The organism is Kriegella aquimaris (genome assembly GCF_900103215.1).
Lineage (GTDB): Bacteria > Bacteroidota > Bacteroidia > Flavobacteriales > Flavobacteriaceae > Kriegella > Kriegella aquimaris.
Map to the genome: position 1 here is coordinate 90,122 of NZ_FNGV01000005.1, position 19,365 is coordinate 109,486.

The following is a 19,365-nucleotide window of genomic DNA, read 5'->3' on the forward strand; positions in this document are numbered from 1 at the left end:
TCTTTTTCAGTTAAGTTTAAGTACGCATATATACCATCTTGAAGGCTAGTTATAAACTTATTATATTTTCGATTTTAGGGGGCATCGCTTTTAGCGCTTGTTCTACCAAAAAAGATGCATTTCTAAACCGCAATTGGCACGGGTTAAATACCAAGTACAACGTATTGTATAACGGTAATATCGCCTTTGAAGATGGGCGGGAGTCGTTGAATGCAAATTATAAAGATGATTATTGGGAGGTGCTTCCAGTAGAACGTCTTGAGGTAACCGAAGATATAAAACTCGATTCCGAAGATAATAATCCGAATTTTATCCTCGCCGAAGAAAAGGCGACAAAAGCCATACAAAAGCACAGTATGGATATCAAAGATGAGGAACGCAATCCACAAACCGACGAATCTTTTCTATTGTTGGGCAAGGCTCGCTATTTTGATCAACGTTATATGCCGGCACTTGAGGCATTTAATTACATCATCAATAAATATACCTATAGCGATAAACTGAACGAAGCCCATATTTGGCGAGAAAAGGTAAATATTAGGTTAGAGAACGAAGAGTTGGCCATCAGAAACTTAAAGCGCCTGATGAAATTCGAAAAACTGAAGGATCAAGATTATGCTGATGCCAGGGCCATGATGGCGCAGGCCTATATTAACCTGAAGGTCATTGATACGGCAGTGCAACAATTAAAGATTGCCTCCTATTATACCAAAAAGAACCCAGAGAAAGGAAGGTACTATTATATAATAGGGCAATTGTACAATCAAATGGGCCATAAAGATAGTGCCAATTACGCTTTCGATAAGGTCATAGACTTGAATCGAAAATCACCTAGGGTGTATATGATCAACGCCGAAGTCGAAAAAATACGAAATACCGAAATTACAAATGAAAATAGTGAAGAACTCCTAGCTTATTTGACAGATCTTGAAGAGAATAGGGAAAACCGCCCTTTCTTGCATACGATTTACAGACAAGTGGCAGAATACCATTTAGAACAAGAATCAGATAGTTTAGCATTGTTATATTTTAACAGATCATTACGGGCAACACAGAACGAACCAAAGTTAAATGCCTTGAATTACGAAAACTTGGCCGAATATAATTTCGATCAGAACAGCTATAGGGCCGCTGGTGCTTATTACGATAGCGTACTTAGTAATTTACCGGAAAACACGAAAAAATTTCGCGCCGTAAAAAAGAAACTTGACAATCTCGAAGATGTCATTAACTATGAAGATATTGTTCATTACGCCGACAGCGTAATTACGTTGTATAAGATGAGCCCTGAGGAAAGAGTGGCTTATTTTGAAGGTTATATTGCCGAAATTAAGGAGGTAGATGAAGCAGCGAAGAAGAAAGACGAAGAGCGACAATCTGCCGGTTTTGCCGCTTTTGGGGAGACCAAGGGAGGAAAAGAAAATAAGGGTAAATTTTACTTCTACAATATTACGGCCTTAGGCTACGGCAAGACTGATTTCGTTGGTAAATGGGGAAATCGCGAGTTGGAAGACGATTGGCGATGGAGTACAAAAAGCAAATCTTTGCCTTCTGATATTTCTGAGGATGTTGTGGTCGATTCTTCTGAGCAAAACAGTGAACCCGTGGGTCAAGAAAAATATTCGCTCGATTTTTATATGGATAGAATCCCCAGCCATGTCTCGGTAATCGACAGCTTACATTCCGAGCGGAATTTTGCCAATTATCAGTTAGGCTTGATTTACAAAGAAAAATTTAAGGAAAACATGTTGGCCGCCGGAAAGTTGGAAGAGGTGCTTGCAGCTGAACCTGAAGAACGTCTTATACTTCCTTCCAAATACAATTTGTACAAAATATATGAGGAAGAGGGCAGCCCATTGATGGCAGGTATGAAAGCGAATATCGTTCAAAACCATCCAGATTCACGATACGCCGAAATTCTGTTGAACCCCCAAGCCGTTTTGGCCGATAGTTCCGACAGTCCAGATGCTCGCTATGCCGAACTATATAAAAAGTATAAGAATCAAGATTTCTTGGCGGTGATTACTGGTGCCGAGGAGAACATCAGTAAATATACAGGAGATCCAATCGTGCCAAAATTTGAAATGTTGAAAGCCAATGCTATCGGCAGGTTACAAGGTTATGAGCCATTTAAAGAAGCCTTAAACTATGTGGCATTGACGTATCCGAACAATGCTGAAGGTAAAAAGGCCGAACAGATGGTGGTAGAACAACTGCCAAAGCTGGAACCCAAAGAATTTTCTCAGGAAACCGATTCAAAAGGTACTGGAAATTGGAAAGTTGTATTTCCGTTTAAACGGTATAACGATGAAGTGGCTTCGCGCCTTATGAAGGTTTTAGAAGAGTCTATCGAAGATTTGAGGTATAAAAATGTGGTATCTAAGGATATTTATAATTTGGAAGATGAATTTGTAGTAGTACACGGATTCAAATCTAAAGATTTTGCCTTAGGCTACGCTGAATTGCTAAAAAATAACAAGGATTATAGAGTTGACAATGAGAATTTTGTAATTTTATCGTCCAACTATAAAACCATTCAAGTACATAAAAACCTACAAGAATATAAAAATCAAATTTTAACCCCAAAACCATGAAAAATGTTTTCAGATAACAAAAAACCAAGAACTATGAGCGAAATAGGCGGACAACCCAACAGAATCGAAAAAAACACTAAGATCAAAGGAGAAATAGTTTCCGAAGCTGATTTTAGAATTGACGGAAAATTAGATGGTAACTTAAAGACTTCCGGAAAAGTGGTTATAGGAAAAGATGGTTATATCAAAGGCAAGGTAGAGTGTGTCAATGCTGATATAGAAGGAAGTTTTAATGGTGAGCTTTTGGTTTCCGATTTGCTTTCCCTTAAATCATCGGCAGTAATAGAAGGTACTGTAGCGGTGACCAAATTGGCTGTTGAACCCGGTGCTACTTTCAATGCTTCTTGTACGATGAAAGGCAAAGGTGGGGCTAGCAGCCTAGGTTCTGGCATGGCTTCTTCAAGCGGATACAAACCTTCGATGAGTTCCAATACTAAAAATGAGCCAGCAAAAGCCTCGTAAGAATAATAATTTAAAGAACGTAGCAATGCTTTCTGGTATTGCCTTTGAAATGGGCGCCATTATATTTTTGGCGGCTAAAGGGGGCATTTGGCTAGATGACCATTACCAAAACGAAAAACGTATTTTTACAGCTATTGCCACACTTTTGGGTGTGGCAATTTCTATTTGGTTAGTTTTGCGACAGCTGAAAAGAATTAAATATTGATGACCAAAGTAAATCCGATTCTTTCTTTCCTTATAGGTATAATTGCTTTACTAATACTTGTTTTTGTTATTCATGTTACCGTCCTGGGAAGCCTTGGCCTCGAAAAATATGATGATAAGATTGTATTGTCGTATGTTATCAATTTTCTGTTAGCGGCCACTATTTATATTGGTCTTTACAGCCTCAGAAATCGCTTAAAGACACAAATAGGCTTTATATTTATGGCAGGCAGTTTTTTAAAATTCCTATTTTTTTTCATTCTGTTTTACCCCGCCTATAAGGTGGACGGCGAAATTGACACCAGTGAATTTGCGGCATTTTTTATCCCCTATCTTGTATGTCTCGTTGTAGAGACCATTTCTACGGCCAAGATGCTTCAAAAAATGGAATAATTTCGGATTCAGTAATCCCTTTAAAATAAACCTCTAAAATGCTTTTTTCTTTTTAAGAGAATACCGTACATTTGCACCGATTTTTAGAGACCGATATTTTAGAGCGACATGCGAATAACCTTCCTTTTTAAATTCCTTCTGACTGCCGCACTTTTTTTGGGCAACAATACTTTTGCCAAAGAAACTGATTCCGAGCCGGCCAAAGACACCAAAGCCGAAATCAAGGAATACATAGAACATCACCTTCAAGATTCCCATGATTTCAACCTCTTTTCAAATACTGATGAGAATGGAGAGGTACACCATTATGGTTTTCCTTTACCTGTTATTTTATGGGACGATGGACTAAAGGTATTCTCTTCCTCGGAGTTTCATCATGGTGAAACTGTGGCTGAAGTTGATGGTAGTCATTACAAGTTGTATCACAGTAAAATTTATAAGACCGATGCAAATGGTACGATTTCTTATGATGAAGAACATCATCCTACCAATGTACGTCCTTTAGATTTTTCCATAACCAAAAGTGTAGTTATGATGTTGGTTACAGGATTGCTGTTAATCTGGTTGTTCAGCAGTTTGGCAAAAAGCTATAGTAAAAACGGCGCTATTCCCAAAGGTGCAGGTCGTTTCTTTGAGCCGATTGTGCTTTATATTCGTGATGACATAGCCATCGCCAATATTGGTGAAAAGAAATACAAGCGTTATATGCCTTTTCTTTTGACTGTATTTTTCTTTATTTGGTTTTTGAACATGTTCGGTTTGACTCCCCTTGGAGTTAACGTAACAGGAAACATCGCTGTTACTACGGCTTTGGCGGTAATTGTATTCTTGATTACCAATTTTACTGGAACCAAAGATTACTGGAAACACATTTTTGACCCACTGGGCGATGGTATGCCCTGGTTCGGAAAAATGATTATATACATTATTCTTGTTCCTATAGAAATTTTAGGATTATTTATAAAGCCCTTTGCGTTATTGATTCGTTTGTATGCGAACATGACCGCTGGGCACGTAGTATTGATGAGCTTGATCGGTTTGATATTTATTTTCAAGAGTTGGGTCGGAGGCCCATTATCGTTCGGTCTGTCATTTGCCATTTCAATGATTGAGTTGTTGGTGGCTTTGTTGCAAGCTTACATCTTTACGATGTTGGCCGCTTTGTATTTTGGTTTTGCTTCTGAGGAGCACGACCATAACGATGAGCCTGAGCTGGCGCATTTGTAGGATAGTAAATCTCTTGCCGAACTCAGGTTAACTGGCAATAGAATGGGTTGAATGTTTAATTTTTAATATATATTTTATGGAAATTCCAAGTGTAATAGGTGCAGGTTTAGCAGTTATCGGTGCAGGTATTGGTATTGGTATGATCGGTGGTAAGGCTATGGAAGCGATTGCTCGTCAGCCTGAGGCCTATGGTAAAATTCAAACAGCGATGTTGATTGCAGCAGCGCTTATTGAAGGAATTGGTTTTGCAGCAATTTTTGCAGGATAAGCCAAAACGAAATAAGCAGTTGTAACGGTTGGTTGCAACTGCTTATTATTATCTTATTAAACATTGAAATAACCTTTTAAGATACCCGTTTCAGCGGGCATTGATATGGACAAATTAATAAACGACTTTTCATTCGGACTTTTCATTTGGCAGATAGTACTATTTGTACTGTTACTTTTCTTACTTCGCAAATTTGCGTGGAAACCGATACTCAATGCGGTAAACGATCGTGAGGAAGGCATTAAAACGGCTTTGGCGTCGGCAGAAGAGGCAAAAAAGGAAATGCAGAATGTTACTGCTGACAGCGAAAAATTGTTGAAAGAAGCACGGGCAGAACGAGAATCAATGCTTAAAGAGGCGCGTGAAATAAAGAATAAGATGATTGCCGATTCTAAGGAACAGGCGAAAACCGAAGGTGACAAAATGATTAAGCAAGCGCAGGCCGCCATAGAAAGCGAGAAAAAAGCTGCTGTCGCCGATATCAAGAATCAAGTCGCGGAACTTTCTATAGAAATAGCCGAAAAAGTAATCAAAGAACAATTGTCGAATAAAGACAAGCAGTTAAAGCTAGTCGATGACATGTTGGGCGATATTAAATTGAACTAATCAACCGATGAACAATTCTAGAGCGGCTACCCGATATGCCAAGGCTATTTTAGACCTGGCTAAAGAAAACAAAGCTATCGATGCTGTCGAGAAAGACATGCGCTCGGTACTGGCTACAATTTCCGATAGCAAAGAGTTAAGGTCCATGTTGGCGAGTCCGGTTATAAAAGGTGAAGTCAAGAAGAAAGCTTTGATGGCTATCTTCAAAGGCAGCCACAAGATTACGGATGGCTCGATCAATCTATTGGTCGACAATAGGCGCATTGGTATGCTGAACGAAGTAGCGCTAAAGTATTGTATCTTAAGTGAACAGTTGAAGGGGAAAGATGTGGCTTTTGTGACTACAGTGATTCCTTTGACTTCGGCATTAGAAAAAAAAGTATTAAAACAAGTGGCTCAAATCACGGGCAATGAGGTTACCTTGGAAAATGTAATTGATAAAAGTATTATTGGCGGGTTTGTTCTTCGTGTAGGCGATTTACAATACGATGCCAGTGTTGCCAATCAACTGGGTAATTTAAAGAGAGAATTTACAAACAGTCAATAAATAACAACTGAGATTAAAGATGTCTATCGTCTTACGTCTAAAGTCTAACGTCTAGAACAAATGGCAGGAGTAAAAGCGGCTGAGGTATCAGCAATTTTAAAGGAACAATTATCAGGATTTAAAGCTACCGCTACATTAGATGAGGTGGGAACCGTTTTACAGGTGGGTGATGGTATCGCTAGGGTTTATGGCTTGGCCAACGTCCAATATGGTGAATTGGTAGAGTTTGAAGGCGGACTTGAAGGTATCGTTCTTAACCTTGAAGAAGACAATGTTGGTGTGGTATTGTTGGGGCATTCCAAAGAAATTGGAGAGGGCGCGACAGTAAAACGTACACAACGAATTGCTTCTATCAATGTTGGAGAAGGAATCGTAGGCCGGGTAGTAAATACATTGGGAGTTCCGATAGATGGTAAAGGTCCTATTGCTGGAGAAACTTACGAAATGCCTTTAGAGCGTAAAGCGCCTGGGGTTATTTTCCGTGAGCCAGTTACTGAACCGCTCCAGACAGGTATCAAGGCTATCGATGCCATGATTCCTGTAGGTAGGGGACAGCGAGAACTTGTTATTGGTGACCGTCAAACCGGAAAAACTACGGTTTGTATCGATACTATTCTGAACCAAAAAGAATTTTACGATGCAGGAGAACCTGTATACTGTATATATGTGGCTATTGGCCAAAAAGCATCTACTGTTGCGGGTATCGCCCAAACCTTAGAAGACAAAGGCGCATTGGCTTATACAACTATTGTTGCTGCGAATGCATCCGATCCTGCACCAATGCAGGTTTATGCTCCTTTTGCAGGTGCCTCCATCGGAGAATATTTCCGAGATACGGGTAGACCTGCTTTGATTATTTATGATGATTTGTCTAAACAAGCGGTTGCTTACCGTGAGGTATCTCTTCTTTTGAGAAGACCACCAGGTCGTGAGGCTTATCCAGGAGATGTATTCTACCTTCACTCCAGATTGTTGGAGCGTGCGGCAAAGGTCATTAATGATGACAACATTGCTAAGAATATGAATGATTTGCCCGATGTATTGAAGCCCATGGTAAAAGGTGGTGGTTCTCTAACAGCGTTGCCCATCATTGAGACTCAGGCTGGTGACGTTTCGGCGTATATTCCAACGAATGTGATTTCTATTACTGACGGACAGATATTCTTAGAACAAGATTTGTTCAACCAAGGTGTACGTCCTGCGATTAACGTGGGTATTTCGGTATCTAGGGTTGGAGGTAACGCACAAATCAAATCCATGAAAAAAGTGGCGGGTACATTGAAGTTGGATCAAGCCCAGTTCCGTGAATTGGAAGCGTTCGCGAAGTTCGGCTCCGATTTGGATGCAGCAACCTTGAATGTTATTGAAAAAGGTCGTCGCAACGTGGAGATATTAAAGCAAGCACAGAACGATCCATTTGCTGTTGAAGATCAGGTCGCAATCATATATGCAGGTTCTAAAAACCTGTTGCGTGATGTACCTGTGGAAAAGGTAAAAGAATTCGAAAGAGATTATATCGAATTTTTGAATGCCAAGCATAGAGATGTATTGGATGCCTTGAAATCTGGAAAATTGACCGATGAAGTTATCGATACTTTAACGGCAGTGGCTAAAGATCTTTCAGGAAAGTACAGAAATTAGTTAAAGTTAGGATAGCATAAAGTATTGAGCACCAGTATTGGGTATAAAGCCTTGTTGGAATTTATTTTCCGCTTTGTTCTCAGTTCTAAATACTATAAAGAATGGCCAATTTAAAAGAAATACGTAATAGAATAGCGACGATATCTTCGACGATGCAGATTACCAGCGCCATGAAAATGGTATCCGCTGCTAAGTTGAAGAAAGCACAAGATGCTATCACCGCGATGCGGCCGTATGCAGATAAGCTGACCGAACTATTGCAGGGCTTGAGTGCTAGTTTAGATGATGATTCGGGTAGCAAGTTTTCTGATAATAGAACCGTTCATAAGGTTTTGGTCGTTGCAATAACTTCAAATAGAGGTTTATGTGGTGCATTTAATACCAATATCATCAAACAAAGTATGGTTTTGGCGAATGAGACTTATGCTGGTAAGCAAGTCGATTTTATGGCCATTGGAAAGAAGGCAAATGATATTCTTGGAAAAAAGAAAAACATTGTAGCCAACCATAGTGCAGTATATGATGATTTGAACTTTGATAATGTCGCTGCAATTGCAGAAGATTTGATGGATAAGTTTACCTCTGGTGCTTACGACAAAATTGACATCGTTTATAATAAGTTTAAAAATGCGGCCACGCAAATCGTAATGACGGAGCAATTCTTGCCGATTGTTCCCGTTGAAGGTACTGAAGGCGGAAATGGCGATTATGTTTTTGAACCATCGAAAATAGAGATTGTTGACGAATTGATACCTAAATCACTTAAAACACAATTGTATAAGGGAATACGAGATTCTTTTGCTAGTGAGCATGGAGCGCGTATGACTGCTATGCACAAAGCGACCGATAATGCTACAGAATTGCGTGATCAGTTAAAATTAAGCTATAATAAAGCACGACAGGCCGCAATTACAAATGAGATTCTTGAAATTGTTGGTGGTGCTGAAGCATTGAATAATTAAAATGAATATTGCCTCGAGTATGGTCGAAGGCTAATATTTTTAAGTGTATACAATTTAAGACCTCACAGGAATGTGAGGTCTTTTTATTTCTAATCTTACTTACAAGACCCACCCAAAGTAGCTGCTGACCGATTATTTAAAATTTAATTGGAGGTAAAGTACCAAATTTAATACCGTCTCATAAAAACATATAAAATATGCCATTGGTTCAAACAAATAAACAAACTTTGTTTCAAGCCTATAAATAGGTACTTTTGAACATAAATCGGTGCCCTATTGAATCCGCTCAAAAAACTCTTTAAGCAAACGGCCATTTACGGTCTGGCCACGGTGCTTCCGCGAATGATTTCTTTTTTACTGGTCAGGGTGCATACCGATGCAATGCCTCCAAGTGTATATGGTGAACTTGCCGTAATATTCGCGTATTTTGCGATGTTCAACGTGGTTTTGGCCTATGGTATGGAAACCGCATTTTTCCGGTTTTATAGCAAGTCAAACGATAAGGAAAGGGTGATTTCGACCTCATTGATTTCCATTCTGACCTCTACGCTTTTGTTTATGGTACTCGCTTTGGTGTTTCAAGACTCCTTCGCTTCCTTGTTGAATATTAGTCCGAAGTACATAAAATATGTCATCTTCATACTTTCTTTAGACGCCTTGGTAATCATTCCTTTTGCATGGTTAAGGGCCAATGAGCGTCCTATTAGATATGCCATTATCAAAGTGATGAATGTGGTGATTAATTTCGGATTAAATATATTTTTTCTACTGCTATTGCCACGGATTGTTACCGAGAATCCTGATAGCATTTTTGCGTGGATGTACGAACCGAATTATCAAATCAGTTATATTATTATTGCCAACCTTATTGCAAGTGGGGTAACACTTTTATTAATGTTGAAGCCCTATACAATTAGTTCCTATAAATTTGATGCTGATTTGTGGAAACAAATGATGAAATATGCTCTTCCAGTACTTGTGGCGGGGGTAGCCTTTACGATAAATGAGGTTTTCGATAGGGTAATGCTTGAGGCCTTATTACCTGAAGATATTGCTGATAAGCAGGTCGGGATGTATAATGCCTGTGTTAAGTTAGCTTTGTTCATGACCTTGTTCTCTACGGCTTTTCGTATGGGAATAGAACCGTTCTTTTTTAGTCATGCGGGTACTGAAAATCCGCAAAAGGCCTATGCTCAGATCACGAATTACTTTGTAATCTTAGGAAGCGTTATTTTACTTGGTGTCGTCGTCTTTGCCGATGTCTTGAAAGTTTTGTTCGTCAAAAACCCTGCCTATTGGGATGCCATGTCCGTAGTGCCGCTTATACTTTTGGCCAGCTTCTTTTTGGGAATTTATCATAACCTTTCGGTTTGGTACAAGGTGACGGATAGAACCCGATATGGGGCTTTAATTTCAGTAATCGGAGCAGTGGTAACTATTTTTGTCAATTATGTTTTTATTCCCAGTATTGGCTATATGGCATCGGCCATAGCTACAGTGTTGGCCTATGGTACTATGATGGTGCTTTCCTATTATTTGGGGAGGTCGCGTTATCCTATACCTTACAATTTCAGAAAAATTCTTTTTTACCTATCGGTATCTATATTATGCTCCGCGCTATCGTTCTATGTATTCAATAGAAACCTCATTTTAGGAATCGTATTACTTTTATTGTATTTAGGTTTAGTCTATAAAATGGAAAATGCCACGTTGAAAAGTATATTTTTGGGAGGAAAAAAAGTACAAAATTAATAAGCAAGGCACAAGGAAGAACTAATATCTAAATTGGGTAAAAGTTAAAAAGCAAAACCATATTCCTTTTTTAATTTAAATTCATATTTCCAAAATCACCTTAATATTCCGCAACGGCGGTAGTCTAAAATCTTAAATGAGTATGCAAATAAAAATTATCAACAATTCGGCACACGATTTGCCACAATACGAAACAATGGCCTCGGCCGGTATGGATCTTCGCGCCAATATTTTAGAATCGGTTACGTTACAACCATTAGAGCGGGCCATCATCAAAACAGGGCTGTTTATAGAGCTTCCTGTTGGCTTTGAGGCTCAGGTGCGGCCAAGAAGTGGTCTTGCCGCTAAAAAGGGCATTACGGTGCTCAATGCTCCAGGAACAATAGATGCGGACTATAGAGGAGAAATTGGTGTTATCTTGGTAAATTTGTCCAACGAGCCCTTTACCATTGAAAATGGGGAACGTATTGCCCAACTTGTCATCGCCAAACACGAACGTGCCATTTGGGAGGCAGTTCAAGAACTGTCAGAGACCTCAAGAGGAGAAGGAGGATTCGGGAGTACCGGAGTCGGATAAGATTGTGCTCTCAACATAAAGACTATGATACTGCAATGAGAAATGTCTTTCTTAAACTTATTTTTCTATTGGGATTGATTCAAACCCCAGACACAGGGTATGCCCAAGAAAAAGAAATTGAAGTTCAAGAAAGTGCCGAGGTCTCTTTAGAAGAATTTTCAGATGCATTTCAAGAGAATTTCTTTGAGGCCCTTAAACAAAAGGGTATTGAAAACTATGATAAGGCGATCAACCTTTTGTTGCATTGCAAACAGCTCGACACAAACAACAGTGTGGTCGACCATGAATTGGCAAAGGCCTATCTGGCAGATAAACAATTTATCATGGCACAAGAATACGGTATTGAAGCCTTGGTTTCCGAGCCGGCCAATCTATGGTATCTAGATACCTTGGTTCAAATTCTTGAAAAGCAAGGTGGCGCTGTTGAAAATTTAAGAACAGCTATACCTTTTGAAAATGATAAGCTGAAAGAGAATCTGGCATTAATCTACTTCAAACAAAAGAACTATGAAAGTTCGTTGGCTTTATTGAATCTCTTAAAAAGAAATGCATTTACTGAAGACCTTTCGGCAAAAATCAGCGATTCGCTTGAAAAAAAACGCGAAAATAGTGATAATAAAATAGCCTTGACTCCCACGAAGGGAGGCAGCCTCAATCCGCTGGAACGCTATAAAAAGCGAGTAGATGATCTTATCGTTATTGATAGCCTTTCATTGCTTGAGTCCGTGTCGTTAGAGGCCTTGGAGAGCTACCCTTCACAACCTTATTTTTACTTTGCCCAAGGGTATGCGCTTCATAAAATGAGCAAACATAATGAGGCAGTTGAAGTGTTGGAGACGGCACTTGATTATTTATTGGACGATGTTTCACTCTCCAATAAAATTTATGCTGTATTGGCGGATGCTTATACCGCACTCAATAACACTTCGAAGGCAAATACGTATCTTCGTAAGATAAAACCCGGATTTTAAAGAATGGTCAAACTATTTCGAGGCATGTTAAAATACATGCGATTTGTCGTTTTTGCAATACTTGTAATTTCCTGTAAATCGACTAAAGTTGTTCGAGATGGCGCTTTGGATGAAAATTTGTCTGCCAAAGCAATTATTCGAACACACTATCAAAATCAAGTTGGTTTTAAAACCTTGAGCGGAAAGATGAAAATCGATTATTCCGATGGCGAATCGTCCCAGGGTGTATCGGTGAGTTTTCGAATAGAAAAAGATAAAGCCATTTGGATGAGTGCACCTTTGGGTATTGTCAAAGCTTACATTACCCCTGAACGGGTAAGCTTTTACAATAAACTTCAAAATGAATACTTTGACGGTGATTTCTCGTATCTCAACAATCTTTTGGGTACAGAATTGGATTTTAATAATGTGCAGAACCTTTTGTTAGGCGATGCATTGTTCGATTTACGGAAGTCAAAGTATAGCGCTTCAGTTTCTGGGGGAAACTATCAATTAAAACCGAAGGACCCAATGGTGCTGTTTAAGACGATGTTTCAGATTGAACCAAAGAACTTTAAAGTTGTGTCCCAGCAACTATCACAGCCTTTAAAAAAGAGGCTTTTGCAAATTAACTACACCGATTATCAGAAAATTAGCCGATGGATTTTACCCCAATCGGTTGCTATTGCTGCCATTGAAGGAGAGAAGCGGAATATAATCGATATCGAATATCGGAACATCGAATTCAATCAGTCTTTGACTTTTCCATATAAAATACCTAAAGGGTTTAAAGCGATAGTATTAAAGAAAGATGATTTATAGGAAACTACATATTATTTTTTTTACCACGGTTACCTTTTTCTTGTTGTGTGTGGGATTGCAGGCACAGACAGAAGAGCAAAAAGCACTTGAAACTAAGAGGGAGCAACTTCAGAAGGAAATAACGGATATCAATCGGTTATTGTTCGCTGAAAAGAAAGAGAAAGGTTCAGTTCTGGATCAGATGGAGGCCTTGGACAAAAAAATGAGTGTTCGGCAACAGTTGATTAATGTCACTAACCAACAATCGGCCTTGTTGAATAAACAAATCAATGGCAATATATCGAGTATCTCCAAACTTCGAGGAGACTTGAAGGAGCTTAAGGACGAGTATGGCATGATGATACAAAAGTCGTATCAAAACAGTTCGAAACAGAGTCGTTTGATGTTCCTACTATCTTCTGAAAATTTCATTCAAGCCTTCAAAAGGTTGCAATATATGAAGCAATATGCCGATTACCGAAGGGAGCAGGGGCAGCAGATTGTTGTGAAAACTGATGAATTGACGCAATTGAACAGAGATCTCACGGTTCAGCGTAAGGAAAAGGAGAAATTAATAGCCGAAAACAGAAAGGCAAAGGCTCAGATGATGAAAGAAATGAAGGATCAAAAGGCGCTTTTGGGAAGTATAAGAAAGAATGAAAGTAAATATGCCGCGGCTATAAAGAAAAAGACCCAGGAGTCAAAACAAATTGAGCGACAAATAGATAAATTGATTCGGGATGCGATAGCTTCGGCCAATAAGAGTACGGGAAAAAAAGCGCTTAGCGCCAGCAAGTTTGTTTTGACACCAGAAGCAATGTTGGTGGCCAATAGCTTTTCGGCCAACAAGGGAAAACTTATTTGGCCTGTTGAAAAGGGGATTAAGAGTCAAGGTTTTGGTGTTTACAGCGATGCGGTCTATCCGGGGATCAAACACGAGAGTAATGGGGTTATTATAACCACGGATCAAGGGGCTAAGGCGAGGTCTATTTTCAAAGGCGAGGTGATTGCAATCATGGCAGTCCCAGGCGGTAATAAGGGGGTTTCCATAAAACACGGAAACTATATAAGCACCTATTATAACCTGTCGGAACTTTTTGTGAAAAAGGGAGACAAGGTTTCGACTAAGACGGAGCTAGGAACCATTTATACCAATCGGTTTAATGGACAAACACGGTTAAAATTTTACCTCTATGAAGACACTTCTAAGCTGAACCCTGAAGAATGGGTATATCAGTTGTAACTATTGTTCTGCAACAAGATAAACGAAAAACCCGAACCGATTTTACCTCATATTTAGTCTTGCTTACCCATAAACAACGCTTTTAACTCTGTAGCATCGTTTGGCTTCATTTTTCCCGCTAAGACTAAACTTAATTGCTTTCTACGCAAGGCGGCATCATAGCGTTCCTTTTCTAAATCGGTTTCGGGCTCAAGAGGTGGTACTTCGGTAGGTCTGCCCCTTTCATCGACTGCTACAAAAGTATAAATAGCTTCATTGGCCTTACTTCTGTCGCCGGTATTGCGATCTTCCATCCACACATCGATATAGACTTCCATGGACGTTCTAAAGGCCCTGGAAACAGCCGCTTCTACAGTTAGTACACTACCTAAGGGAACCGATTGATTAAAAGCGACGTGGTTGACTGAGGCGGTTACTGTTATATGACGGCTGTGGCGCCCTGCCGCAATGCTAGCGGCTCTATCCATACGCGCGAGCAATTCTCCTCCGAAAAGATTGTTCAACGGATTGGTCTCGCTCGGAAGCACCATGTCTGTCATTATCGTACGTGATTCACAGGGGCGTTTAGATTGCATATACTTTTTTTACAAAGATAGCAGTGTCCCGTTACTTATTGGTCTTAATAAAAGAAGAAATAGGTGTTATTTTACAGACAACAACCAAGCATCCTTTGATTGGGTGCGTTTAATTTGGTGAAGTGATTCAAGCGCTTGTTCTGCATCGGTAAAGCTATCATAGGTAACCATGTGGAGACCGAAGGGGTTAGTTCCCAAATATGCAGCATCGTAACCAAGATCTTTTAACTGCTGTATTTTTTTATCGGCATTTGTTTTGTAGCGAAACGCTCCGGCCACAATATGATGGGTCTTTTGGGATTTAGCTTTGGTTTTTGAGGTAACATCCAAATTAATTGCAGGCAATTCCATTGGTGCCGTATTGAAAAAAGTGGCTTCCTGTATTTGTTTGGATACTTGCTCCTGAGCTTCCTCCCTGGCCAATTGATCGTTATTCTTGTTTTCGTTATACAGTCGTAGTCCAGTAAATGCTGTAGAAACAGCCAATAAAATGACGGCCGCATATTTCAGATAAGACCTAGAATTCGTTTGTTCCCGTTTTTCAGGAGTAATGATAAAGGGAATCTTTTCCTCAAGTTGAGCAACTTCTTTCTTTAAAATTTCCCTTGTTACAGGAGTCGATGTGAAAGACGATAATCCAAAAGAAGCTGTGAGATAATTAATTTTCGTAATCGGTTGAAATTGTGTTTTTCCTTCGTCATTTAACCAAAGTTCGCCAATATCGGTTAACCGTAAACGTTCTCCAGCTGCCAATTGTAGCTTCCATTCTTCGGAAGCATCGATAACTTTTTTAAGCATTTCCTCATAAGAGATTTTCTCGATACTTGCCATATGCGAAACTAATAGCCCATCGTTTGAAGTAAGCTGACTATTAAAGGAAACCGTTTTTGAAGGAGGATAAAAGGTATTGGTGGTTTGATGTATTGTCGATGATTTTAACTGTGTTAAAAATGCACCGAATTCAGGTACAACCACGCAATTATATCGATATAAAAGCTCTACTATATAGTGTTCTAATCCCATTGTATACAAATATCACTAAAAAAGACAGTGCTATAAAAGCCTTTGCGCAACTTTTTATTAACATATTATTTGTTGTAATTTGTGGATAACTATGATGGCTTCACAACTCTCTAAAGAAGAACTGATTGCGCTGCTGCGATTACAAAATGTCTCAAATATTGGAGATGTAATCGCTAAAAAATTGATTTCTCATTGCGGGAGCCCCGAAGCTGTTTTTGAAGATAGGCGGAGACAATTACTTAAAATCGACGGAATAGGAGTCCACACGCTTAGAGGGTTATATGATTCCGAACACCTAGAGGCAGCGGAAGCGGAATATGATTTTATTAAAGGCAACGACATAGGTTTTTCTTATTTTATGGATAAAGACCACCCGACCTATCTAAAGCATTGTGTTGATAGCCCCATATTATTATTTAAAAGAGGCAATATTAGCCTTAAGGGAAGAAAAATAATAAGCGTTGTCGGCACACGAAATATCACGAGTTATGGCATGGCCTTCTGCGAGAAATTTATTGAGGAAATTGCGCCCTTAGACCCCATCATCATTAGTGGATTTGCCTATGGGGTAGATATATGTGCACAGCGAATGGCAATAAAGTACGGGCTACAAACTATTGCATGTCTTGCTCATGGCCTGAATCAAATGTATCCAAAGGCGCATTCGAAATACCAAAGAGACGTTGAGAAAAACGGAGGTTTTTTAACAGAGTTTTGGAGCACTAGCAAACCTGATCGCGAAAACTTTTTGAAACGTAATCGCATAATTGCGGGTATGAGCGAGGCAACCGTGGTTGTCGAATCAGCGGAAAAGGGAGGCAGTTTGGTCACTGCTGATATTGCCAACAGTTATAATCGTGATGTGTTTGCCGTACCCGGACGGGCGGGCGATAAGTTTAGTATTGGTTGCAATAACCTCATCAAGCAGCAGAAAGCACACATGATTACCTCGGCAGCCGATTTAATCTATTTGCTTGACTGGGAAATTGAAAGTATGGAAACTAAATCTATTCAGAAGCAGTTGTTCGTCGAATTGAATGAAACCGAAAAATCTATTTACACTTATTTACAGCGTGAAGGGAAACAAATGTTAGATAGTGTAGCCCTCGAATGCCAATTACCTGTTTTTAAAGTTTCATCAACGCTTTTGAACATGGAGATGAAAGGGCTTATACGACCCTTGCCGGGGAAATTGTTCGAAGCAATATAATTCAATGTCTTTTCTTCAAGGTTTTCGCGTCATGCTATAATGTATGCACCGTTTTCGCATTAATATTCCCTCTTACTTAAAACTCGTAATCGGAGCAAAATAACAAACTGATCATTAGGTAGGCTTAGGTGAAAATTAGATAATGTCCCATCTTAAATTTTTTGGTATTCAAATATGGTTATTCAGCAAAAAGCTATGCCGACATCAATGAAACGGAAAAGTCGAGAGCAACTGGTTGGTTGGTTTTTGAAAAAAGGTATCTTTGCTGAAATTTTTTTGACCTTTTAATTCAATCTTTCAATAATTAGTATCATTAATGAACAAGAGCTTTATAGTATTAGTTGCGTTTTTAATAGGGACCACCACTTATGCGCAAAAAAAGAAAGATTTAATAAACGAAGTTGCGAAATTAAAGGCTGAAGCTACTGAAATTAGGTCTGAATTAAACGCTTTAGAAAAAGCAAAAGAGGTTAACCTTGAAAATGACCTTCATAAATTCAGCTATGCTTTTGGAGTTGTCATGACCAATAATTTGAAGGCAGCTGGTTTTGATTCGTTACCCTACAATGTGGTGGCCGTAGCGATAGAAGACGTTATGAAGGAAGAAGAGAAGATAACGGTCGAAGAAGCCATGGGCATTGTTCAAAGCAGGTTTCAGGAAATGCAGGAAGCTGAAGCGAAAGAAAAAAGTGCCGAAGGAGAGTTGTTTTTAGCTGAAAACGCGAAGAGACCTACAGTGGTTACTACTGAAAGTGGATTGCAATATGAAATATTAACAGAAGGCAAGGGCGTCATTCCTGAAAGTACTGACCACGTAAGCGTGCATTACAAAGGAATGTTGATAGATGGAAAGGTTTTCGACAGTTCAATAGACCGTGGCGAACCTGCTACCTTAGGTGTAACCGGTGTAATTCAAGGATGGCAAGAAGCCTTACAATTAATGCCGGTAGGCTCAAAATGGAAAGTATATGTACCGCAAGATCTTGGGTATGGGCCACGAGGTGCGGGTAATGGAATGATTCCACCCTACGCCGCCTTGATTTTTGAAATGGAATTACTTTCAATAGAAGGTCAGTAAATGATGCAAATCAGCATCGGTCTTTTATAAACTATCCCCGATATTGTTATTTAAAAACCCAAAGAACATAGTTTGTCGGTAAATTCAACGAACTATGACAAACCAATGGGTCTGTTTTTAATTATTCATTAGCTATCAAAGAGTGTTTTATGTAGTTCGTCGAACAATGCTATCGCCTCATCTTTGCAGGGATTACTGGTCTCCTTTAATGAATTTACAAAAGCGACTACTTGGTCGGTTTGATTAAATTGAAAATCGTTTTTCACTTATACCGATTTTCATTCCGTTTCCTAATCTTGGGGTATGAAATGCATCTTATAAGAGGTCGTCGCGATTTTTAAGATGGTGCGATAAATATATTCACAGACCAGACGCTCGCCCTCAAGATTAATTAACTCTAAGGTGTCTTCAGGTGTGTGATACTGAGGATGACCCCCAGTATGAATTCCCAAAACAGAAATCCCCTTTTTGTAAAAAGACACATGGTCAGACCCTCCTACCGACCCAGCGTGAACAACAGGGTTCAATTCACATTGTTCCCCTAAATTTTTCATGAGTTCAACACCATTGGGAAAGGTGCCTGCTCCGCCCATATAAACTTGTTTGCCATCGTTCAATCTTCCGACCATGTCCATGTTGATCATTAGTTTTATTTGGGAAAGTGGAACAGGAGGGTGTTCAACAAAATTCTTACTCCCTAAAAGACCTTGTTCTTCGGCACCAAAGGCGACCAACAGCACGCTGCGTTTTAGAAGGCTTTTTTGACTTACAAGCTTTTCTCCAATCTCAAGAAGGGCTGCCGTGCCACTAGCGTTATCATCGGCCCCATAATGAATCGTATTTTTTTTATCCGATTTTGAAGAAGGCCCTCCGAGGCCCAAATGATCGTAATGTGCGCCCAAGACCACGTACTCATCTTTTAGTTCTGGGTCATTGCCCGGTATTATGGCAATGACGTTCCAAGTTTTGGCGATAGGTTTATCAACAACCTCTTTTTCAGTACGTAGTTGTGCTTTAAACGACTGTTTGTATGATTTTTTCAGGGGAAGCGCACCAGCATCTTTAAAAGCCTGTTGAATATACCGAACGATCTTTTTGTTTTTAGCTCCACCGGGATACCTTCCCGCATTCGCTTCGGAAGTTAAAAAGGCAATATGTTCCTTGAGTTCGTTCGTAGTGATTTCCGTTTGGGAATAAATAACTCCTCCCCATAGGAGAAGTAAGGCATAACATAAAAATCGCTTCATAAAAT

Annotated in this window: 21 protein-coding genes; 17 read left to right on the forward strand and 4 right to left on the reverse strand. The window is 39.5% G+C overall.

Annotation, left to right across the window (positions count from 1 at the left end; genetic code table 11):
• Positions 1-38 precede the first annotated feature (38 nt).
• The 15 genes from porW to BLS33_RS12130 all read left to right on the forward strand — a co-directional run bounded on the left by porW (position 39) and on the right by BLS33_RS12130 (position 14,227).
• Entirely contained in the window at positions 39-2,594 is a 2,556-nt protein-coding gene (gene porW, locus BLS33_RS12060; RefSeq protein ID WP_089889151.1) for a type IX secretion system periplasmic lipoprotein PorW/SprE, read from the forward strand.
• 3 nt (positions 2,595-2,597) lie between these two features.
• Positions 2,598-3,056 (forward strand): bactofilin family protein, encoded by a 459-nt coding sequence (locus BLS33_RS12065; RefSeq protein ID WP_089889155.1) that lies wholly within the window; start codon positions 2,598-2,600, stop codon positions 3,054-3,056.
• Complete coding sequence (locus BLS33_RS12070) at positions 3,034-3,261, forward strand: AtpZ/AtpI family protein (RefSeq protein ID WP_089889158.1); 228 nt, start codon at positions 3,034-3,036, stop codon at positions 3,259-3,261. The genes BLS33_RS12065 and BLS33_RS12070 overlap by 23 nt, the downstream gene beginning before the upstream one ends.
• Positions 3,261-3,653, forward strand: coding sequence for a DUF6168 family protein (locus tag BLS33_RS12075; RefSeq protein ID WP_089889161.1), 393 nt, complete (start codon positions 3,261-3,263; stop codon positions 3,651-3,653). Before BLS33_RS12070 ends, BLS33_RS12075 begins: the two co-directional genes overlap by 1 nt.
• 108 nt (positions 3,654-3,761) lie before the next feature.
• Positions 3,762-4,880, forward strand: a complete 1,119-nt coding sequence (gene atpB / locus BLS33_RS12080; protein ID WP_089889164.1) for a F0F1 ATP synthase subunit A — start codon at positions 3,762-3,764, stop codon at positions 4,878-4,880.
• 76 nt (positions 4,881-4,956) lie between these two features.
• Complete coding sequence (gene atpE / locus BLS33_RS12085) at positions 4,957-5,148, forward strand: ATP synthase F0 subunit C (protein WP_089889166.1); 192 nt, start codon at positions 4,957-4,959, stop codon at positions 5,146-5,148.
• Positions 5,149-5,253: 105 nt separating this feature from the next.
• Complete coding sequence (locus BLS33_RS12090) at positions 5,254-5,754, forward strand: F0F1 ATP synthase subunit B (protein WP_089889169.1); 501 nt, start codon at positions 5,254-5,256, stop codon at positions 5,752-5,754.
• A 7-nt stretch (positions 5,755-5,761) separates the two neighbouring features.
• The gene (gene atpH, locus BLS33_RS12095; protein WP_089889172.1) at positions 5,762-6,301 is read left to right on the forward strand and encodes an ATP synthase F1 subunit delta; all 540 of its coding nucleotides are present in this window, start codon (positions 5,762-5,764) and stop codon (positions 6,299-6,301) included.
• A 60-nt stretch (positions 6,302-6,361) separates the two neighbouring features.
• Entirely contained in the window at positions 6,362-7,942 is a 1,581-nt protein-coding gene (gene atpA, locus BLS33_RS12100) for a F0F1 ATP synthase subunit alpha (protein ID WP_089889175.1), read from the forward strand.
• 101 nt (positions 7,943-8,043) lie between these two features.
• Positions 8,044-8,904 (forward strand): ATP synthase F1 subunit gamma, encoded by an 861-nt coding sequence (gene atpG, locus BLS33_RS12105; protein WP_089889178.1) that lies wholly within the window; start codon positions 8,044-8,046, stop codon positions 8,902-8,904.
• 276 nt (positions 8,905-9,180) lie between these two features.
• Positions 9,181-10,656 (forward strand): lipopolysaccharide biosynthesis protein, encoded by a 1,476-nt coding sequence (locus BLS33_RS12110; protein WP_089889181.1) that lies wholly within the window; start codon positions 9,181-9,183, stop codon positions 10,654-10,656.
• A 142-nt stretch (positions 10,657-10,798) separates the two neighbouring features.
• Complete coding sequence (gene dut / locus BLS33_RS12115) at positions 10,799-11,233, forward strand: dUTP diphosphatase (RefSeq protein WP_089889737.1); 435 nt, start codon at positions 10,799-10,801, stop codon at positions 11,231-11,233.
• 35 nt (positions 11,234-11,268) lie between these two features.
• Positions 11,269-12,204, forward strand: coding sequence for a tetratricopeptide repeat protein (locus tag BLS33_RS12120; protein ID WP_089889184.1), 936 nt, complete (start codon positions 11,269-11,271; stop codon positions 12,202-12,204).
• Positions 12,205-12,207: 3 nt separating this feature from the next.
• Positions 12,208-13,005 (forward strand): lipoprotein insertase outer membrane protein LolB1, encoded by a 798-nt coding sequence (locus BLS33_RS12125; RefSeq protein ID WP_245731424.1) that lies wholly within the window; start codon positions 12,208-12,210, stop codon positions 13,003-13,005.
• Positions 12,995-14,227 carry a murein hydrolase activator EnvC family protein gene (locus BLS33_RS12130; RefSeq protein WP_089889187.1) on the forward strand — a complete coding sequence of 411 codons (1,233 nt, stop codon included), beginning with the start codon at positions 12,995-12,997 and terminating at the stop codon, positions 14,225-14,227. Before BLS33_RS12125 ends, BLS33_RS12130 begins: the two co-directional genes overlap by 11 nt.
• A gap of 53 nt (positions 14,228-14,280) precedes the next feature.
• Here the strand turns inward: BLS33_RS12130 and BLS33_RS12135 are convergent, their stop codons facing one another.
• Both BLS33_RS12135 and BLS33_RS12140 read right to left on the reverse strand, forming a co-directional pair.
• Positions 14,281-14,802 carry an acyl-CoA thioesterase gene (locus tag BLS33_RS12135; protein ID WP_089889190.1) on the reverse strand — a complete coding sequence of 174 codons (522 nt, stop codon included), beginning with the start codon at positions 14,800-14,802 and terminating at the stop codon, positions 14,281-14,283.
• 66 nt (positions 14,803-14,868) lie between these two features.
• On the reverse strand, positions 14,869-15,825 hold the full coding sequence (locus tag BLS33_RS12140; protein WP_089889193.1) for an HU domain-containing protein: 957 nt from the start codon (positions 15,823-15,825) through the stop codon (positions 14,869-14,871).
• Positions 15,826-15,916: 91 nt separating this feature from the next.
• On the opposite strand from BLS33_RS12140, the gene dprA reads away from it, so the two are divergent.
• The gene (gene dprA / locus BLS33_RS12145) at positions 15,917-17,035 is read left to right on the forward strand and encodes a DNA-processing protein DprA (protein WP_449405322.1); all 1,119 of its coding nucleotides are present in this window, start codon (positions 15,917-15,919) and stop codon (positions 17,033-17,035) included.
• Between the two features lie 316 nt (positions 17,036-17,351).
• Positions 17,352-18,113 (forward strand): BamJ family beta-barrel-assembly machinery protein, encoded by a 762-nt coding sequence (locus BLS33_RS25305; RefSeq protein ID WP_089889197.1) that lies wholly within the window; start codon positions 17,352-17,354, stop codon positions 18,111-18,113.
• A 128-nt stretch (positions 18,114-18,241) separates the two neighbouring features.
• Here the strand turns inward: BLS33_RS25305 and BLS33_RS24855 are convergent, their stop codons facing one another.
• Together BLS33_RS24855 and BLS33_RS12155 are read right to left on the reverse strand one after the other, a co-directional pair.
• Entirely contained in the window at positions 18,242-18,379 is a 138-nt protein-coding gene (locus BLS33_RS24855; RefSeq protein ID WP_176801382.1) for a hypothetical protein, read from the reverse strand.
• Positions 18,380-18,403: 24 nt separating this feature from the next.
• Positions 18,404-19,360 carry a M28 family metallopeptidase gene (locus BLS33_RS12155; RefSeq protein WP_089889200.1) on the reverse strand — a complete coding sequence of 319 codons (957 nt, stop codon included), beginning with the start codon at positions 19,358-19,360 and terminating at the stop codon, positions 18,404-18,406.
• Positions 19,361-19,365: the final 5 nt, after the last annotated feature.

Bases quoted from the DNA above. Each gene is read 5' to 3' on its own strand.
- BLS33_RS12070 (WP_089889158.1), top strand. From the start codon at position 3,034: ATGAGCCAGCAAAAGCCTCGTAAGAATAATAATTTAAAGAACGTAGCA.
- BLS33_RS12120 (WP_089889184.1), top strand. From the start codon at position 11,269: ATGAGAAATGTCTTTCTTAAACTTATTTTTCTATTGGGATTGATTCAA.
- atpH (WP_089889172.1), top strand. From the start codon at position 5,762: ATGAACAATTCTAGAGCGGCTACCCGATATGCCAAGGCTATTTTAGAC.
- dut (WP_089889737.1), top strand. From the start codon at position 10,799: ATGCAAATAAAAATTATCAACAATTCGGCACACGATTTGCCACAATAC.
- BLS33_RS12090 (WP_089889169.1), top strand. From the start codon at position 5,254: ATGGACAAATTAATAAACGACTTTTCATTCGGACTTTTCATTTGGCAG.
- BLS33_RS12135 (WP_089889190.1), bottom strand. From the start codon at position 14,802: ATGCAATCTAAACGCCCCTGTGAATCACGTACGATAATGACAGACATG.
- BLS33_RS12075 (WP_089889161.1), top strand. From the start codon at position 3,261: ATGACCAAAGTAAATCCGATTCTTTCTTTCCTTATAGGTATAATTGCT.
- atpA (WP_089889175.1), top strand. From the start codon at position 6,362: ATGGCAGGAGTAAAAGCGGCTGAGGTATCAGCAATTTTAAAGGAACAA.
- atpE (WP_089889166.1), top strand. From the start codon at position 4,957: ATGGAAATTCCAAGTGTAATAGGTGCAGGTTTAGCAGTTATCGGTGCA.
- atpB (WP_089889164.1), top strand. From the start codon at position 3,762: ATGCGAATAACCTTCCTTTTTAAATTCCTTCTGACTGCCGCACTTTTT.
- BLS33_RS25305 (WP_089889197.1), top strand. From the start codon at position 17,352: ATGAACAAGAGCTTTATAGTATTAGTTGCGTTTTTAATAGGGACCACC.
- BLS33_RS12130 (WP_089889187.1), top strand. From the start codon at position 12,995: ATGATTTATAGGAAACTACATATTATTTTTTTTACCACGGTTACCTTT.
- BLS33_RS12065 (WP_089889155.1), top strand. From the start codon at position 2,598: ATGTTTTCAGATAACAAAAAACCAAGAACTATGAGCGAAATAGGCGGA.
- BLS33_RS12125 (WP_245731424.1), top strand. From the start codon at position 12,208: ATGGTCAAACTATTTCGAGGCATGTTAAAATACATGCGATTTGTCGTT.
- BLS33_RS12155 (WP_089889200.1), bottom strand. From the start codon at position 19,360: ATGAAGCGATTTTTATGTTATGCCTTACTTCTCCTATGGGGAGGAGTT.
- atpG (WP_089889178.1), top strand. From the start codon at position 8,044: ATGGCCAATTTAAAAGAAATACGTAATAGAATAGCGACGATATCTTCG.
- dprA (WP_449405322.1), top strand. From the start codon at position 15,917: ATGATGGCTTCACAACTCTCTAAAGAAGAACTGATTGCGCTGCTGCGA.
- BLS33_RS12140 (WP_089889193.1), bottom strand. From the start codon at position 15,825: ATGGGATTAGAACACTATATAGTAGAGCTTTTATATCGATATAATTGC.